General features: G+C 64.7%; 17 protein-coding genes and 1 pseudogene. 15 read left to right on the top strand and 3 right to left on the bottom strand.

Annotation, left to right across the window (positions count from 1 at the left end; all coding sequences use genetic code 11):
• The first annotated feature begins 1 nt into the window (after position 1).
• The 5 genes from AB0J29_RS30510 to AB0J29_RS30490 all read left to right on the top strand — a co-directional run bounded on the left by AB0J29_RS30510 (position 2) and on the right by AB0J29_RS30490 (position 4781).
• On the top strand, positions 2-520 hold the full coding sequence (locus AB0J29_RS30510) for an ArsI/CadI family heavy metal resistance metalloenzyme (protein WP_364793720.1): 519 nt from the start codon (positions 2-4) through the stop codon (positions 518-520).
• A 196-nt stretch (positions 521-716) separates the two neighbouring features.
• On the top strand, positions 717-989 hold the full coding sequence (locus tag AB0J29_RS30505; protein ID WP_364793809.1) for a metalloregulator ArsR/SmtB family transcription factor: 273 nt from the start codon (positions 717-719) through the stop codon (positions 987-989).
• Entirely contained in the window at positions 986-2083 is a 1098-nt protein-coding gene (gene arsB, locus AB0J29_RS30500) for an ACR3 family arsenite efflux transporter (RefSeq protein WP_364793718.1), read from the top strand. Before AB0J29_RS30505 ends, arsB begins: the two co-directional genes overlap by 4 nt.
• Positions 2080-2556 (top strand): low molecular weight phosphatase family protein, encoded by a 477-nt coding sequence (locus AB0J29_RS30495; protein ID WP_364793716.1) that lies wholly within the window; start codon positions 2080-2082, stop codon positions 2554-2556. Before arsB ends, AB0J29_RS30495 begins: the two co-directional genes overlap by 4 nt.
• Positions 2557-3149: 593 nt before the next feature.
• Positions 3150-4781 carry a serine/threonine-protein kinase gene (locus tag AB0J29_RS30490; protein WP_364793714.1) on the top strand — a complete coding sequence of 544 codons (1632 nt, stop codon included), beginning with the start codon at positions 3150-3152 and terminating at the stop codon, positions 4779-4781.
• Positions 4782-5048: 267 nt separating this feature from the next.
• Here the strand turns inward: AB0J29_RS30490 and AB0J29_RS30485 are convergent, their stop codons facing one another.
• Positions 5049-5495, bottom strand: a complete 447-nt coding sequence (locus tag AB0J29_RS30485) for a hypothetical protein (RefSeq protein WP_364793712.1) — start codon at positions 5493-5495, stop codon at positions 5049-5051.
• Between the two features lie 88 nt (positions 5496-5583).
• On the opposite strand from AB0J29_RS30485, the pseudogene AB0J29_RS30480 reads away from it, so the two are divergent.
• A pseudogene (locus tag AB0J29_RS30480) lies at positions 5584-6120 on the top strand (SDR family oxidoreductase); the annotation flags it as partial.
• Between the two features lie 188 nt (positions 6121-6308).
• Complete coding sequence (locus AB0J29_RS30475) at positions 6309-6824, top strand: DUF6636 domain-containing protein (RefSeq protein WP_364793710.1); 516 nt, start codon at positions 6309-6311, stop codon at positions 6822-6824.
• A 526-nt stretch (positions 6825-7350) separates the two neighbouring features.
• Here the strand turns inward: AB0J29_RS30475 and AB0J29_RS30470 are convergent.
• Positions 7351-7776, bottom strand: a complete 426-nt coding sequence (locus tag AB0J29_RS30470) for a DUF4254 domain-containing protein (RefSeq protein ID WP_364793708.1) — start codon at positions 7774-7776, stop codon at positions 7351-7353.
• A gap of 591 nt (positions 7777-8367) precedes the next feature.
• Here AB0J29_RS30470 and AB0J29_RS30465 point away from each other — a divergent pair.
• The 5 genes from AB0J29_RS30465 to AB0J29_RS30445 all read left to right on the top strand — a co-directional run bounded on the left by AB0J29_RS30465 (position 8368) and on the right by AB0J29_RS30445 (position 11892).
• Entirely contained in the window at positions 8368-9267 is a 900-nt protein-coding gene (locus AB0J29_RS30465; RefSeq protein ID WP_364793706.1) for a helix-turn-helix transcriptional regulator, read from the top strand.
• Positions 9245-9463 carry a DUF397 domain-containing protein gene (locus AB0J29_RS30460; protein ID WP_364793704.1) on the top strand — a complete coding sequence of 73 codons (219 nt, stop codon included), beginning with the start codon at positions 9245-9247 and terminating at the stop codon, positions 9461-9463. Before AB0J29_RS30465 ends, AB0J29_RS30460 begins: the two co-directional genes overlap by 23 nt.
• A 161-nt stretch (positions 9464-9624) precedes the next feature.
• Positions 9625-10218 (top strand): DUF3558 domain-containing protein, encoded by a 594-nt coding sequence (locus AB0J29_RS30455; protein WP_364793702.1) that lies wholly within the window; start codon positions 9625-9627, stop codon positions 10216-10218.
• A 10-nt stretch (positions 10219-10228) separates the two neighbouring features.
• Positions 10229-10606 carry a hypothetical protein gene (locus AB0J29_RS30450; RefSeq protein ID WP_364793700.1) on the top strand — a complete coding sequence of 126 codons (378 nt, stop codon included), beginning with the start codon at positions 10229-10231 and terminating at the stop codon, positions 10604-10606.
• The gene (locus tag AB0J29_RS30445) at positions 10603-11892 is read left to right on the top strand and encodes a hypothetical protein (RefSeq protein WP_364793698.1); all 1290 of its coding nucleotides are present in this window, start codon (positions 10603-10605) and stop codon (positions 11890-11892) included. Before AB0J29_RS30450 ends, AB0J29_RS30445 begins: the two co-directional genes overlap by 4 nt.
• 15 nt (positions 11893-11907) lie before the next feature.
• Here the strand turns inward: AB0J29_RS30445 and AB0J29_RS30440 are convergent, their stop codons facing one another.
• Positions 11908-12069: a hypothetical protein gene (locus AB0J29_RS30440; RefSeq protein ID WP_364793696.1), complete on the bottom strand. Its 162-nt coding sequence runs from the start codon at positions 12067-12069 to the stop codon at positions 11908-11910.
• 170 nt (positions 12070-12239) lie between these two features.
• On the opposite strand from AB0J29_RS30440, the gene AB0J29_RS30435 reads away from it, so the two are divergent.
• The 3 genes from AB0J29_RS30435 (at position 12240) to AB0J29_RS30425 (ending at position 14152) form a co-directional block, all read left to right on the top strand.
• Positions 12240-13085, top strand: a complete 846-nt coding sequence (locus tag AB0J29_RS30435) for an ESX secretion-associated protein EspG (protein ID WP_364793694.1) — start codon at positions 12240-12242, stop codon at positions 13083-13085.
• Positions 13086-13351: 266 nt separating this feature from the next.
• Positions 13352-13762, top strand: coding sequence for a hypothetical protein (locus AB0J29_RS30430; protein ID WP_364793692.1), 411 nt, complete (start codon positions 13352-13354; stop codon positions 13760-13762).
• A 183-nt stretch (positions 13763-13945) separates the two neighbouring features.
• The gene (locus AB0J29_RS30425) at positions 13946-14152 is read left to right on the top strand and encodes a hypothetical protein (RefSeq protein WP_364793690.1); all 207 of its coding nucleotides are present in this window, start codon (positions 13946-13948) and stop codon (positions 14150-14152) included.
• Positions 14153-14259 lie beyond the last annotated feature (107 nt).

The following is a 14259-nucleotide window of genomic DNA, read 5'->3' as shown; positions in this document are numbered from 1 at the left end:
CATGTCCCGCGTGCAACTCGCCCTCAATGTCGATGATCTCGACCAGGCGATCGCGTTCTACTCGACCCTGTTCAACACCGAACCGGCCAAGCGCAAGCCCGGCTACGCCAACTTCGCGATCGAACAGCCCCCGCTGAAGCTGATCCTTCTCGAGAACACCGGCCAGGGCGGCACGATCAACCACCTCGGCGTCGAGGTCGAGTCTTCCGAGCAGGTTCACGGTGAGATCGCCCGACTGTCGGCCGCGGGGTTGTTCACCGAGGAGCAGATCGCGACCACGTGTTGTTTCGCCACCCAGGACAAGGTGTGGGTCACCGGCCCCAACGCCGAGAAGTGGGAGGTCTACACCGTGCTCGCCGATACCGAGAACTTCGGTGTCGCACCGGAATTCGCCACCGGTGACGCCGAGGCCGTGCAGGCGTGCTGCGGCACGACCGAACAGGCCCGATCCGAGGGATCGTGCTGCGCGGCCGACGCGAAGGCCGAAGCCATCGCCTCCGGCGCCACCTGCTGCAACTGACTGCTCGCCACGAGGGTGAGCGTATTCACCGGATGTTCGCTTGCCCTCCGGTATCGACAATCCTCAATATCGATGTATGTCGAATCCAGAGCGGGCGGCGTTGCCGCTATCGAGCGTGACAACCGGCGTGGGATGTGAGCCCACCCCGACGGTCGGGCGCCCCCTGTCGGGCCCCGAGGCGGCCGAGGTGGCGGGGATGTTCAAGGCGCTGTCGGATCCGATCCGGCTGCGGGTGCTGTCCGCGATCGCGGCCCGCGCGGGCGGGGAGGCCTGCGTGTGTGATGTGTCCGATGGCCTGGATGTCACCCAGCCCACCATCTCTCACCACCTGAAAGTCCTGCGGGAGGCAGGGCTGGTCACCAGCGAACGCCGCGCCTCCTGGGTGTATTACCGCGTCGTGCCCCACGCCCTGCACCGGTTGTCGGCGGTGTTGGACGCGACCAGCGGTTCGGTGGAGGTGAGCGCGTGAGCACCACCGACACCGCGCACCCGGCGGTGGTGGGGAAACTGTCCACCCTGGACCGGTTCCTGCCGGTCTGGATCGGCGTCGCCATGGCCGCGGGCCTGCTGCTCGGCCGCGCGATCCCGGGCCTGGGCGACACCTTGAGCGCGGTGGAGTTCGACGGGATCTCGTTGCCCATCGCGATCGGCTTGCTGATCATGATGTATCCGGTGCTGGCCAAGGTCCGCTACGACCGCTTGGACTCGGTCACCGGCGACCGCCGCCTGCTGATCGGCTCTCTCATCTTGAATTGGCTCCTCGGGCCCGCGCTGATGTTCGCGCTGGCCTGGCTGCTGCTGCCGGATCTGCCCGAGTACCGAACCGGGCTGATCATCGTCGGCCTGGCCAGATGTATTGCGATGGTGATCATCTGGAACGACCTGGCCTGCGGGGATCGCGAAGCCGCCGCCGTCCTCGTCGCGCTGAACTCGATCTTCCAGGTCGTGATGTTCGCAGTGCTGGGCTGGTTCTACCTCTCAGTGCTGCCCGGATGGCTCGGCCTAGCCCAGACCACCATCCACACCTCGCCCTGGCAGATCGCGAAGTCGGTGCTGATCTTCCTGGGCATCCCACTGGTCGCCGGATTCCTCACCCGCCGATTGGGTGAGCGCGCTCGCGGCCGGGACTGGTACGAGTCCACGCTGATTCCGCGGATGGGGCCGTGGGCGCTGTACGGGCTGCTATTCACGATCGTGATCCTGTTCGCCCTGCAAGGCCACCAGATCACCTCCCGGCCGTGGGATGTGGTGCGGATCGCGGTGCCGCTGCTGGCCTATTTCGCGATCATGTGGGGCGGGGGCTACCTCTACGGCCGTCTGGCCGGTCTCGGCTACGAACGCACCACCACCCTGGCGTTCACCGCCGCGGGCAACAACTTCGAGCTCGCCATCGCCGTCGCGATCGCCACCTACGGCGCCACCTCCGGCCAAGCCCTCGCCGGAGTCGTCGGCCCGCTCATCGAAGTGCCCGTCCTGGTCGGCCTGGTCTACGTCTCCCTCGCCCTGCGCACCCGCTTGTTCCCCACCAGTGTTGCGGCCGAGGCCGAGGGGGTTTCGCGGTGACCGAACGCCGCTCGGTGTTGTTCGTGTGTGTGCGTAACAGCGGCAAGTCGCAGATGGCCGCCGCACTGATGCGCCATATCGCCCGGGGCCGGGTCGAGGTGCACTCCGCCGGAACCGATCCCGGCCAAGGGTTGAACCAGGTGTCGGTGCAGGCGCTCGCCGAGACCGGCATCGATGTCGGTGACGAGCACCCCAAACCCATCGATCCCGACCTGCTCGCCTACGTCGACACGGTGGTGGTCCTCGGCCACGAAGCACACCTGACTGATCCGCCGGCCCGGGTGCAGGTGTGGGAGACCGACGAACCCTCCCACCGCGGCATCGATGGCATCGCGCGCATGCGCCTGATCCGCGACGACATCGCCGACCGCGTCACCGTCCTGCTCACCGACCTCACCAATCCGGAACCCCGAAGCGAGCGAGGTAAGCCAGCGCGGGCAGCCGGAGCACGAGGTCGTCACCGGCAAAGGTGACATCCAGATCAGAGGAGGTAGCCATCCTCCACGATGCCGCGGTCCCTGCGAACCGCCCGAACGGACGCGCGGGTCGCGGCAAGAGAGTGTGTTCGGCGAGCCGGTCTGTTCGCGGACACCGGTGACGGTCAGCTGTTTCCGGTGGTGGTCGTAGTGCTGGCCCGGATACCCCACGCACGACCAGTTCCTGGCCCGCTTCGCTCTCCCCGCTGAAGGGCACTTCGGCTATCGCTGAAACCGACTCCGAACATCGACAAGATCGACCACGAAACCCGCAGGCCACCATTCGCAAAACTCCTCTCGAAACCTGTCTCTTGTGCGAGAGCTCCCGTCAAGGCGTGGCGACCGGAGTGACGGGGTCATGGGCCGCCGGGGAGGCGGCGGCCTGCGGTGCGTTCGTCCCAAATCCTCGTAGCCGATGGTCAATTCGGCCAGCGCCTCCCAGGCGTCGCCGAGGTCGTTGTTCCTGGCGCTCGCCAGGGCGGCGTAGGCGGAGGCGGTGTATTGGGCGAGCCGATCGCGGACAGGCTCAACCGGGGCACGACCGGGTTCGGATATGCTCGCGACGCGCTGCGTGTAGGAAGGGGGAGCTGATGGCTCAACTCGACATCGGATCGACCTTCGCCGACTTCGCGATCGAGGGGGTTTTGGGCCGAGGCGGCATGGGCTCGGTGTATCTGGCCCGGCATCCGCGGCTGCCGCGGCAACTCGCGCTCAAGCTGCTCAACCGGGAGGTCTGTGCCGACCCGGAGATGCGCCGCCGCTTCGAGCAGGAAGCCAGTGTCGTTGCCCGCATGGAACATCCGGGAATCGTGGGGATCTACGATCGCGGGATCCACGATGAACAGTTGTGGATCGCCATGCAGTACATCCACGGGACCGATGCCGCGCAACTGTCACCGGATCAGCTGACCATCGAGCGAGTGCTGCGGATCCTCACCGGCTGCGCCGCCGCGCTCGACTACGCGCACTCCCGCGCAGTGCTGCACCGCGACATCAAACCGGCGAACATTCTGCTCGCCGCCCCGGAGACCGGGCTCGAGGAACGCCCGGTGCTCACCGATTTCGGGATCGCGCGGGTACTGGGCGCCACCTCCCAGGTCACCGCGACCGGAACTGTCACGGCCACCCTCGCTTTCGCCGCGCCGGAACAGTTGGCCAGCTCCGAAGTAGACCATCGCACCGACCAATATTCCTTGGCCTGCACGCTTTTCACGCTGTTGGCCCACCGCACGCCCTTCGATGCCGAACATCCCGCACAGGTCATCGCCGGACACCTGAGCATGCCGGCACCGCCGCTGACCCGATTCCGCCCCGACCTACCGCCCGCGCTGGATCAGGTGCTGGCCCGGGGCATGGCCAAGGAGTGCGAGCAGCGGTTCGACAGCTGCGTGGAATTCGCCGCGGCCGCGCAAGATGCGTTGCAGGGGCGGCCGTCGGCGGAAACTACGCGCACGACGGAAACCATTGTGGTTCCGGGGCATCCGACCGCATCGCAGCAAGCCACGACGGCGCGGAATTTCGCAGCACCGCCCACGGAAATCGACGCCGGGTCACCGATGGTTGCGCAAACCCCTTCCGCGGCTATGGCTTCGACGCAGACTTCACCCGGATCGCTTCCAGCAGGGGCAATTCCGTCCACCGTGATCCCCGGCACCCCGCCCCCAGCGCGACCCCCGCGCAAGGCCCGCGGTCGCCGCGCGCTGATCATCGAACTGGTAACCATTGTGACGGTTACGCTGTTTGTGGGGTACGTCGCGTACGATTCGATGACTCCCGGTTGGAGCAGTGACGAGCAACGCATCGCCGCCGCCTTCCCGAAGCTGGTGCCCGGCAAACCGAAACAGCCCGGCTGGCACGACACCACCTGCCAGAAGAACTACGACAAAAGTCAGAAGGCAATCATCGACTGTGTCAGCGCGAACGAGGATTTCTCCCTCACTCTGCGCTATTTCGACACTGCTGAGGCCGCGGCCAAGGATATCCAACTCCCCGGCGGCAACGCGCCGTACCCGCACGAACAGCTGCGCACCGAAATCCACCCCGACGTCCCCGAACCGATGAAGCTGGTTTTCACCGACCCCAACGAATACCGCAGCGGGATCTACGCCGGATTCAGCATGGATTCCGACCGCAACCGGTTCACGGTGGAAATCAAGTACACCGCCCACTCCAACGACGATCAGAAGCTGTCTCTCTGGAAGTCCATGCCGCTCGGTAAGTGACGCGCGTCAGCTCCGAAGGCGTTCGCGCAGTTCGCTGCTGAGTTACGCGGCACCTTCGAGCGAAAGAGTACGACGGCTCAGCAGCTGGCAGGTGTATCCGGATACGTACGTTCGTGAGACAGCCTCAGCGACAACGAGCTTCCGCAGGTCGTGATCAGTGCGCAGGCATCCACCCCTCTCAATCCATCGAGTACCACTTTGCGGCCACACCCGGAAGAGGTACTCCGCCTGTGGGCCCGCACGCCGCCGCATACAGGCCCACTCCCCCTACCGTTTGCGCAGCACGCCGTCTTCCGCGACATTGCGCCTGATCTCGAAGAAGTCGGCGTTGGCGAGGTTCATGTCCGTCGCGAACGAGGCCAGCAGCCCGGGAGTGATCCGGAACTGTTCCTCCGACTCGGTCGCCGGCAGCGGATCGTCCTCGTGCGGCTGGTTGCACACCGCCAGCGCCAGCAGCTCACCACGAAGGGCCTCCTCGTCCACGACCAGGAGGACGGTGTGCTGCGGCCAGCCGTCCCGGTCCCGCTCCACCAGCCCCAGCAGCTGCGCCACGCCGAGACCGGCGTAGGCGGGATCGTCCAGGACGTCCACCTGATCGATCGCCTCCTCGCCGGAGGCGTCCGGCCGGGTAAGGGCCTCGAGGAACCGCTCCCACTCCTCGGGCCGGTCATAGCAGGTGCGGACCAGGATCGTCAGCTCGGTCTCGGGCAGCATGCAGCCTCCTGTGCGCCGCGGTAGGACGTCACAGCACAGCGTAGGGAAACCGCACGCGGCCCCTTAGGCCTGATCGCAGGCTGTACGTCCATCGGTATCGGAATACGGCCGCATCGACGTGGTCTTCGCCAATGCCGGAATCGGCGCGTTTCAGGCCGTCGACGAGGTCACCGAGGACGAGTTCTATCGAGTCGTCGACATCAACTTCAAATCGGTGTTCTTCACCGTCCAGAAGTCCCTCCCGCTGCTGTCCGATATGGCTGCGATCATCATCAACGCCTCGTTCGCCCTGCATCGCGGTGCCCCGGACGCCGCGCTTTACACCGCCACCAAGGCGGCCGTGCACAACCTCGCCCGCACCTTCGCAGCCGAACTCGCCCCCAGGGGTATCCGGGTGAACTCGGTGAGCCCCGGCTACATCGACACCCCCGCCTTCCGCTCCGAGGCATCCCCCGAAGCCCAGGTCGCCGCGGCCGGACTCGTCGCCGCCGGTCGCGTCGGTACCGCCGAAGAGGTCGCCGCCGCAGTGGCTTTTCTCGCTTCCGCGGAGGCGTCCTACGTCAACGGCCAGGACCTCCTCGTCGACGGCGGCCTGATCAACGTCATCCCCGCCGCGATGGTGTAGGCCGACCGGCATGACCTGTGCCCCTTGATCCGGTCGGCCCGGCTATGGCGCGGTGCTGACGCACGACGAATCCAGCTGGGTCGCACTGATACCAAAGTTCCTGGTAATCGGACGTTCTCGCCTGGTTGCAGTAACGACCGGGTGGCGGATCTAGATGCACTGCGTGACATCGAATTGGGAGGACGTTCATGAAGGCAATGGCTGTGGCGATCGCGGCGGTCGCCGTGACAGGGGCACTCGCCGGATACGGCGAGATCGGCATGCCGGTGGCAAGCGCGCAACCGAACCGCGACGATGTGAATGTCGACGCGCGCGACTACCAACAGGGCGACAAGTTCTACTTCCAGTCGCCGAACGGAAATATCATGTGCGGCTTCATCAATGACTATGGCTTCGGTGTCGGCTGCCAGCTCGTACACGCCTCGGCGGTGCCCGCCGAACTGGCCAACTGCAGTGAGCAACCGGACCGCACCGTAGCGGCCGATGTCGGCTACAGCGGCGAGGCCCGCTACGTCTGCATGAAACAGGGCGTCTTCGTCGGCCAACCGCCGAACGGCAGCACCACCGGCGGCGGCAAAGTACTCGAATACGGCCAGACCATTATGGTCCGTTCCATGGCTTGCACCTCAACGGAATCCGGCGTCCGCTGTGACAACGGCAAGCACGGGTTCATGATCGCCGCGGACGCCCAGTCCCTGTTCTGACGTTTCACTGGACACGTTGATTGATATCAGGCACTCCCAGCGACCGGCCCCGACCGATGAACGGGGTCGGCGCTCCGACGCGGCGGCCGTGGCGCGAACCGCAGGTCCCCCGCAATCCGGGCGAGGGAGTGCCTCAGAACGGTAGGTGAACCCCGTCGTGAGGTTCCGGTGACGGTGCGGGGATCATCTGTTGCACGGTGGTGGTGATCCGGTCGGCGGTGGTGGGTTCGACGGTGATTTGTCCGGCACCATAGGTGACGTAGCGCCGTCCTTCTCGATGTCGTTGATCTGGAAGTCCCTGCGGCCGTGGGTGTGACGGTTGTCGGGGCTGCCCATGGCGTAGACCCCGACATCGCCGATCAAGGTCATCGTGCGGGTGAAGAACTTCTCGAATTCCTCGCGGGGTCGGCTTCCACTCGTCGCGGACCGGCGGGCGGGGGCGGTCCAGTTCTTCGGCCGTGACCTGTAGTTGTTTGGTCCTCGGCAGCCGAAGCCCTCCGAGGCGTAGCGAGCAGCAGTGGCAGGTTCATGGGCCGCCAGGGAGGCGGCGACGGCCTGCGGCCAGTTCGTCCGCCAAATCCTCATAGCCGATGGCCAATTCGGCCAGCGCTTCCCAGGCGTCGCCGAGGTCGTTGTCCGTGGCGCTCGCCAGGGCGGCGTAGGCGATGGCGGTGTATTGGGCGAGCCGGTCGATCACCGCGCCCAGTGATTCGGTGTGCACCGAGGCGCTGCCGTGCGCGGGCGGCAGGTGCGCATGGACCCAATGATTGATCTCGCGCACCAATTTCGCTCTCCGGCAATCGATGTCATCGGTCCGACAGCTGTCGGCGAGTCGACTCTCATGCAGTCCGGTGAGTTCATAGGCGGCGTGTAGGAGCGGATGCGCGGCGTGCTCGACGCCACGGCAAGCACGCAGCACCTCCCCCTTCGTCGGCAGCGGTTCGATCAGCAAAGAGATCCCCGGTGCGCACGCGGACGGATCGCGTCGGCGAGCGCGAAGTGGTCCACGGAATTCCCGATTCGCCTCGGTGCCTTCGGATGCGGCTTGTCGCACCTCGGGCTGCGTAGCCGGATCGCATAGGCGATCACTAAGTGACCCGCGGGATTCCCGATTCGCCTCCGTGCGTTCAGATGCGCCCGACCAAATCTCGGGCTGTGCAGCCGGATCGCATAGGCGATCACTAAGTGGCCCAAGGGATTCCCGATTCGCCTCCGTGCGTTCGTATACGCCCGACCGAACCTCGGGATGCGCTGCCATCCCCGGTGATCCATCGGATTGCCTCGATTCTGTCGATGAATTCGGTGCGTCCGGCCGAATCTGCGGATAAGCGGCAATCCGTTGTGATCCAATAGGTTTCTCTAGTTTCCTACGGCTCTCCGGCCGGGCGCGGCAAAAGCACAGCACGCGACAGGCGGAGGAGTCAGCGTCTTCATGGGGTCTGCATTCGAATCGCGCCGAAAGGCGAGGACAAGTTCCGTGTCCGCGGATCGGTACATCCGCGGAATCATCACACTCGTTTCCGAAAAACTGAGGTAGGGGGCAATGACGGATTCTGGAAGTACGGTGCCACGACGACAACTGGGACGCCATCTGCGTGACCTGCGCTTACAGGCCGGGCTGACCATGCCCGAGGCGGCGCAGTTGATCGAACGCGGTACAACGACCTTGCAGCGGTTGGAGACCGGGCAGTCGAGTCGGATACGGCTGCTTGATATTCGAGAGCTGTGCGCGGTGTATGACGCGGAAGAGGTGGTCACGGCAGGGCTGTTGGGGTTGGCTCAGCAGGCATCCGGGAAGTGCTGGTGGCATGAGTACGGGAAGCTGATCCCGCAGGATTTCAACGTGTACGTGGGTCTGGAGGCGGCAGCGCGGCGGCTGACGTCGTATGCGCCGGATGTCGTGTTGGGATTGCTACAAACTCCGAGCTACGCGCGTGTACTCGCTCGCGATGTGTACCCGAACGACACCGATGACGAGATCAATCGCCGTGTGCAATTGAAGCTTCGGCGACAGCGCGCGATCACTCGCAAACGGCGGCCAGTCGAACTGAATGTGGTCCTTTTGGAGTGCGCTCTGCGCCGCGTTGTCGGCGGTGCCAGGACGATGAGCGCCCAACTGAGGCATCTTGCCGACGTTTCGACATTGCCGAACGTCTCGCTGCGAATCCTTCCGCACTCGGCGGGTATCCCCTTGGGTGATCCCATCGGGCTGTTCACGATCGTCGATTTCGACGTGGACAAGAAGGGAGAGCCGATCGAGCCATCGGTTGTCTACCTCGAAAACTTCACGGGGGATTTGTATTTGGAGTCACCGCAGGATGTCCAGCGCTACCATGATGCCCATGAGGCCATCCGGCGGCGAGCGCTGGACGAGACCGCAAGCAGAAGCCTGCTTCGGCAAATAGCAAGGGAGTATGGCGGTGAGCAACAAGTACGACGTTGACCTATCTGAAGCCCGCTGGTTCAAGAGCACCCGCAGCTCGGGCGGTAAGGATTGCGTCGAGGTGGCCTTCCTGTCCAGCTCCTTTGTTGGCATGCGGGACTCGAAGAACCCCAACGGCCCGGCACTGGTGTTCACCCCCGATCAGTGGGATGCCTTTACCATCGCCATCTCCGATGGGAACTTCAACCAGTCCTGAATGATCGATACGAAGCCTCCCGCACTATGCAAGTGCGGGAGGCTTTCAGTGTCTGATCATTACCTGTCTCATTGCCGGTCTCCCGCGCCAGACGGTAAGGTTGCGGAGCAGCGGGGGAGGCATGCGACCCTCGGACGGGTGGCAGCGAAGGGGTTTCGCGGATGGTCGGTACAGCGAAGATGCCGCGCGCGGCGGCCCTGATCCTCGGCGCATCGCTAGCGCTTGCTGGATGCAATGACAACTCAGGGGGTAGCGCTCCGACACCGAGCAGCACGAAAGCATCGGCAAGTTCGACGGCAACCACCACGACATCGCAAGACCCCGAAGCAGCGATCTGGAACCCCTGCGACATACCCGACTCCGCGATCTCCGCGCTCGGACTGAACACCGCCAGCAAAGACAACACGGTCGCTGGCGTCGACTTCACAGGCTGGAAGGTATGCAGCTGGCTGTCGGGGCCGAAGACGTACAGCTTTACGATCATGTCGTCGGAGCACAACGTGGATGAGGTCAGGCAACGCACTGACTATGTGGATTTCACGTCCACGACAGCCGGTTCCCGCCCGGCTGTTCAGTATCGCAATACCGGAGCTGTGCGCGACCTTGTTTGCTATATCAGTGTCGAGATGCCGTATGGCATAGCCACCTTCAAAGTGCAGAACAGGTATGGATCTGCTGGTTCCGGTGCCCCAGAACCGTGCAGCGAGGTTCGCCGCCTAAGCGATGCCTTGACCGACTACCTGCCGCAACGCTGAAGGAGGGGGAATGATCAACGGCGTAGATCCCAACGAATGGACGAAACTTCTCGATAAGGCCAATGCAGGCGAGCTGTCATTAGACCCCGAAGTTGGGAAAGGCTTGGACAAGGTCTGCGATGACCACCTCGACCGGCTGAATACGGTGCTCGACAAGATCGGTGTCATTGCCGACATTTCGGGGTTCGGCTCGTTCAACTCCGGCAAGATTCTGGAGAAGAAGTTCTCTGAAACCGCTGCCGGGAGCGATCGGTCACTGGACACAGTGATCAAACAGCACATCGACTCCGTCGAAACGGTGAAACAGGTTGTGGCGCAGGCAATCGCAAACTTCGTCGCCCAAGACGAATACCACGCCCACCAGTTCAAGCAGGTGACTCCGGAATGACCTACGAGGACTACAAAAGCCGCGTCATCCAGGCGCAGGAGCAATGGAACCGCGACCGCGACTGGATCTACAAAACCGAGGCGGGCTACAACGATTTCGACGGCGAGACGCAACCGCCGCACATCTCCACCCCCGACAGCTACGACCATCTCACCCTCGAGCAAATGCAGACCGCCGTCTCGGCGATGAAGCCGAAACTCGTCGATGACGCGGTCACCGTGTGGGCAAACATCGGCATGGAGCTGGGCGGCAGCTTCGATGTCTTCCGGCGCGAATTCGACCGAACCATCACCGGCCAGAACCGCCGCCCCGGCTGGACCGGTGTCGCAGCCGACGCCGCCGTGGCCGCGGTGAACAACTACTACGAAAAGTCCATTCCATTCGCGCACGCGGCCACGGTGACCAGTCTCAAGCTCGCGGAGATGAAAACCGGCCTGGAACAAACCCAGGCATTGATGCCGGGCCTGACCGAACGCCCCGATATCGCAGGCAAGACGCTGCCCAAAGACGGCGTCATGAAGACCGGCGAATACACCAGCACCGAGGCCGAGCAGGAGGGGCGCAGAATCCTGCGCACGGTATACGGCCAGGTCGCGGGGCAAACCGATGTCGGCATGCCCTACATGCCCACCGCGCCGACGATCACCGATGGCCCCGGCCCGGTCGTACCAGGACGCGATTCCGGTGGCTCACAGGAACTTTCGGGTTCGGGTGGCGGCGGTTCCTCCAGTCCCGGTGGCGACGGCTCGGGCGGCTCGGGCGACCAGGGTTCGGGTCAGTCGACGTCCACCGAGCAATCCACGAACCCGTCGGCGACGTCACCGGATGCCACCACCACCACCGCCAGCACGACTCCCCAGAGCACAACTGCGACAACACAATCCACTTCTCCCACCACCGCGACGCCGAGCACGTCCACCCCGGGCCTCAGCACGCCAGGTATCGGAACCACCACCGGCCGCCCGACCACCACCGGCCGCCCAACCGGCATCCCCGGCACCACCCAGGGCGGCCCCGGCCGCACCATCTCCGGCGCACCCGGGACCGCAACAACCACGGCCGCCACGAACACCGCCCGCCAGAGCACCGGAACAGCTGCCCGCTCCGGTATGTCCGGCATGGGTGCCCCCGGCCAGAACAAGACCGACGACGACGAACGCAAGAAGGGCATCCCCGACTACCTCATCACCGCCGAACACGGCGAAGAACTCACCGGCCTGGACTCCCAATCCAAGACCGTTCCCCCGGTAATCGGCGCCGACCCCGACAGTGCGACCGGCTACTAACGCGTGCCCACCCGATTACCCCACCAACACCGCGTCCTCGCACCCCAATTCGCAGGCCACGCACGAATTCGCGAGGTGCGCGCCGCGCAGATCAATGCGCACCAGCATCCCGACCCAGACAACATGCGCGGCACGCGAGTCCGTGCGTGGCAGCAACCCGAACGGAACAAAGCGCACGGCACGCGAGTCTGGGCACGGCAGCAACCCGTGCAAAACAACGCACCGGTACACGAGTCCGTGCGTAGCAGCAGCCCCGCGCGAAACAACACACGCAGCAAACGAATCGGTGCACTTAGCACCCCGAGTGAGGACGGTCGGCAGGGCCGACAGAGTGGATAAGCGCAGAAATGGCAATCGGTGAAGACGGCGCAGTGGGTATGGACAGCGGGACCGCAATCGGCGGCGGCGATGGAGTGGATAGGCACAGGTTCAGCGGACTCGAGTTCGAAATGCTTTGGGCCGCATACGGTCGCGACCGGCTGCCCTATCCGCTGCACCATCGCACCGAAATCGCCGACTTCGACGAGCTGAAGCGCCAGCGGGAAGCCGCGGTCAGTTCCCTGCTCGCCAAGTATTCGCCCGAGCTCGAACGTGCCATCGAGGTACTGCTCGAGCCGGACGTCCGTGTCGAGTCGAAGGGTTTCGGCGGTGCCGACCTATCGCAGACCTACCGGTTCCACGGCGCGGTCCGCGCTCAGGCCGGTGCCGCCCTGCACCAACTCCCCGGCCAGAGTCCCGACACCGGCGGCGATGTTGTCGTAACCTATTGCACCGCAGAGCAAGTCGCGCGGTTCGCCGTGGCCGCGTTACCCGCGTGCGGACCCGGCACCCACCCACCACTGGAGATCCGCCGCGCGGAAATCACCGCCGACCGCGATCGCCACATCCGCCGCGCCCATGACTTCGGCCCCATCGACCAACTGGACCGCATCTTCCAGCGCCCCCGCTCCGCCTTCGGTGAGATAGCCATCTGCCCCGGCCCCGCCCTCGACGCCCGCCCCACCCCCACCCGCGGTTTCTGGTGGATGGACTACCCCGACGGCCGCTACTACGTGAAAACCGGCGACCCCATCATCGCCAAACCCATCGAATCCCATGCCATGGCCGCCGAAATCCACCGCCTCACCACCCTCACCCAGCGCTACCACCGCGAAGACCGCGAACACGACGAATACCTCCGCACCCGCCACTGACCCCATCTCATCGAGAGATGAGTGGCAGTGGGACTGAAGAGCTGGTTCAGTTGGTCGAGGTCGATACGGAATTCGCCCGTCACAGGTTGGGCGGAGACGCAGTCGCGAGTTCGCATCCGCTGCAATTGGCGGCAGTTGTAGTATCGGCCGAATTCCGGGCGGATATGGCGTAGTGGGCTCCGGGAATTCCTTCCGCTGGGAACCCGGCTCCGGGATGCATATGATTTCGGGAATTGTTGTGCAGTGCAGCGAAAGAGAGAAACTCGGTGTCCATCCCCAAGAGATCTGCCCGGCGGCTATCGATCGTGGGCGCGGTGATATCCGGTCTCGCGGCCGTGGCGGTATCGACGACCGCCGGCGCGGGGTCCGCTCGGGCGCTGCCGCCCGGTGACGCGTTCTGCTCAGCGGTTCCGGTCGACAGCCGTCTCGATATCGAATGCACGAATACCGATGTGGGCCCGGCAACCGTCGGAGCATTGGTAATGTGCAGCGACCTCCGCCCGCTGATCCAGGAGGTACGGATTCGCCCCGAATCGACAATCCAGTTGAGCCAGGACTGCGGCCCCGGCGCACACCCGATCTCGTGGAACGTGAACGCCAAAACCGACTATCAGCGCGACCGCGAACGCGACCAGAAGCGCGACCACGAACGCCTCTCTGGCCACGATCACATCTGACACCGCAGTTCGGTCACCGAGCCCCCGAACCGACTACGATCGCTCCCGGGAGGGCGATTGTCGAGCACCATCCTGACCACGAATGTCGGAATCGCCGACTGGGCAACCGGGGGTTCCGGTAGTACTCGCGCGGAAAACGGCATAGCCGCCCGATTTTCGGCGATCCCGTAGGCGGATCATCCGATGGCAGCGAAGTTCATGCGCATCCATGGGATCCATGTGCCGGTGCCGGGGTCACGTTCCCAGAGCGCGGACATCGACAATCCGTCTTCGGATGGCCGGAGAGTGCTGCGCATTCCTTCGCCATCGAAGAGCCAGGACCCATCGGCGTTCGGGTGTGCCGTCATGGTGCTGTACGAACCGGAGGCGTCGAAGGCCCGCATCGCGTAGGTACCGGCCCCGGTACGTGGCAGGTGCGATCGAGGCGTTGAATCTGTGCCGCGCCACCACCGGGTTCGGTTCCACCCTCGACGAGTCGAGATCCTTGCCTGCGCCGA

Origin of the sequence: Nocardia sp. NPDC049707, from assembly GCF_040674855.1 — a bacterium.
GTDB lineage: Bacteria > Actinomycetota > Actinomycetes > Mycobacteriales > Mycobacteriaceae > Nocardia.
The sequence above is the reverse complement of the archived record's forward strand: the minus strand, read 5'-3'. Positions and strand labels throughout refer to the sequence as shown.

Excerpts from the sequence above, each read along its gene's own strand:
- AB0J29_RS30505 (WP_364793809.1), top strand. The coding sequence starts at position 717 with ATGTTCAAGGCGCTGTCGGATCCGATCCGGCTGCGGGTGCTGTCCGCG.
- AB0J29_RS30425 (WP_364793690.1), top strand. The coding sequence starts at position 13,946 with ATGGCAGCGAAGTTCATGCGCATCCATGGGATCCATGTGCCGGTGCCG.
- AB0J29_RS30435 (WP_364793694.1), top strand. The coding sequence starts at position 12,240 with ATGGCAATCGGTGAAGACGGCGCAGTGGGTATGGACAGCGGGACCGCA.
- AB0J29_RS30490 (WP_364793714.1), top strand. The coding sequence starts at position 3,150 with ATGGCTCAACTCGACATCGGATCGACCTTCGCCGACTTCGCGATCGAG.
- AB0J29_RS30445 (WP_364793698.1), top strand. The coding sequence starts at position 10,603 with ATGACCTACGAGGACTACAAAAGCCGCGTCATCCAGGCGCAGGAGCAA.
- AB0J29_RS30475 (WP_364793710.1), top strand. The coding sequence starts at position 6,309 with ATGAAGGCAATGGCTGTGGCGATCGCGGCGGTCGCCGTGACAGGGGCA.
- AB0J29_RS30450 (WP_364793700.1), top strand. The coding sequence starts at position 10,229 with ATGATCAACGGCGTAGATCCCAACGAATGGACGAAACTTCTCGATAAG.
- AB0J29_RS30510 (WP_364793720.1), top strand. The coding sequence starts at position 2 with ATGTCCCGCGTGCAACTCGCCCTCAATGTCGATGATCTCGACCAGGCG.
- AB0J29_RS30455 (WP_364793702.1), top strand. The coding sequence starts at position 9,625 with ATGGTCGGTACAGCGAAGATGCCGCGCGCGGCGGCCCTGATCCTCGGC.
- AB0J29_RS30465 (WP_364793706.1), top strand. The coding sequence starts at position 8,368 with ATGACGGATTCTGGAAGTACGGTGCCACGACGACAACTGGGACGCCAT.
- AB0J29_RS30485 (WP_364793712.1), bottom strand. The coding sequence starts at position 5,495 with ATGCTGCCCGAGACCGAGCTGACGATCCTGGTCCGCACCTGCTATGAC.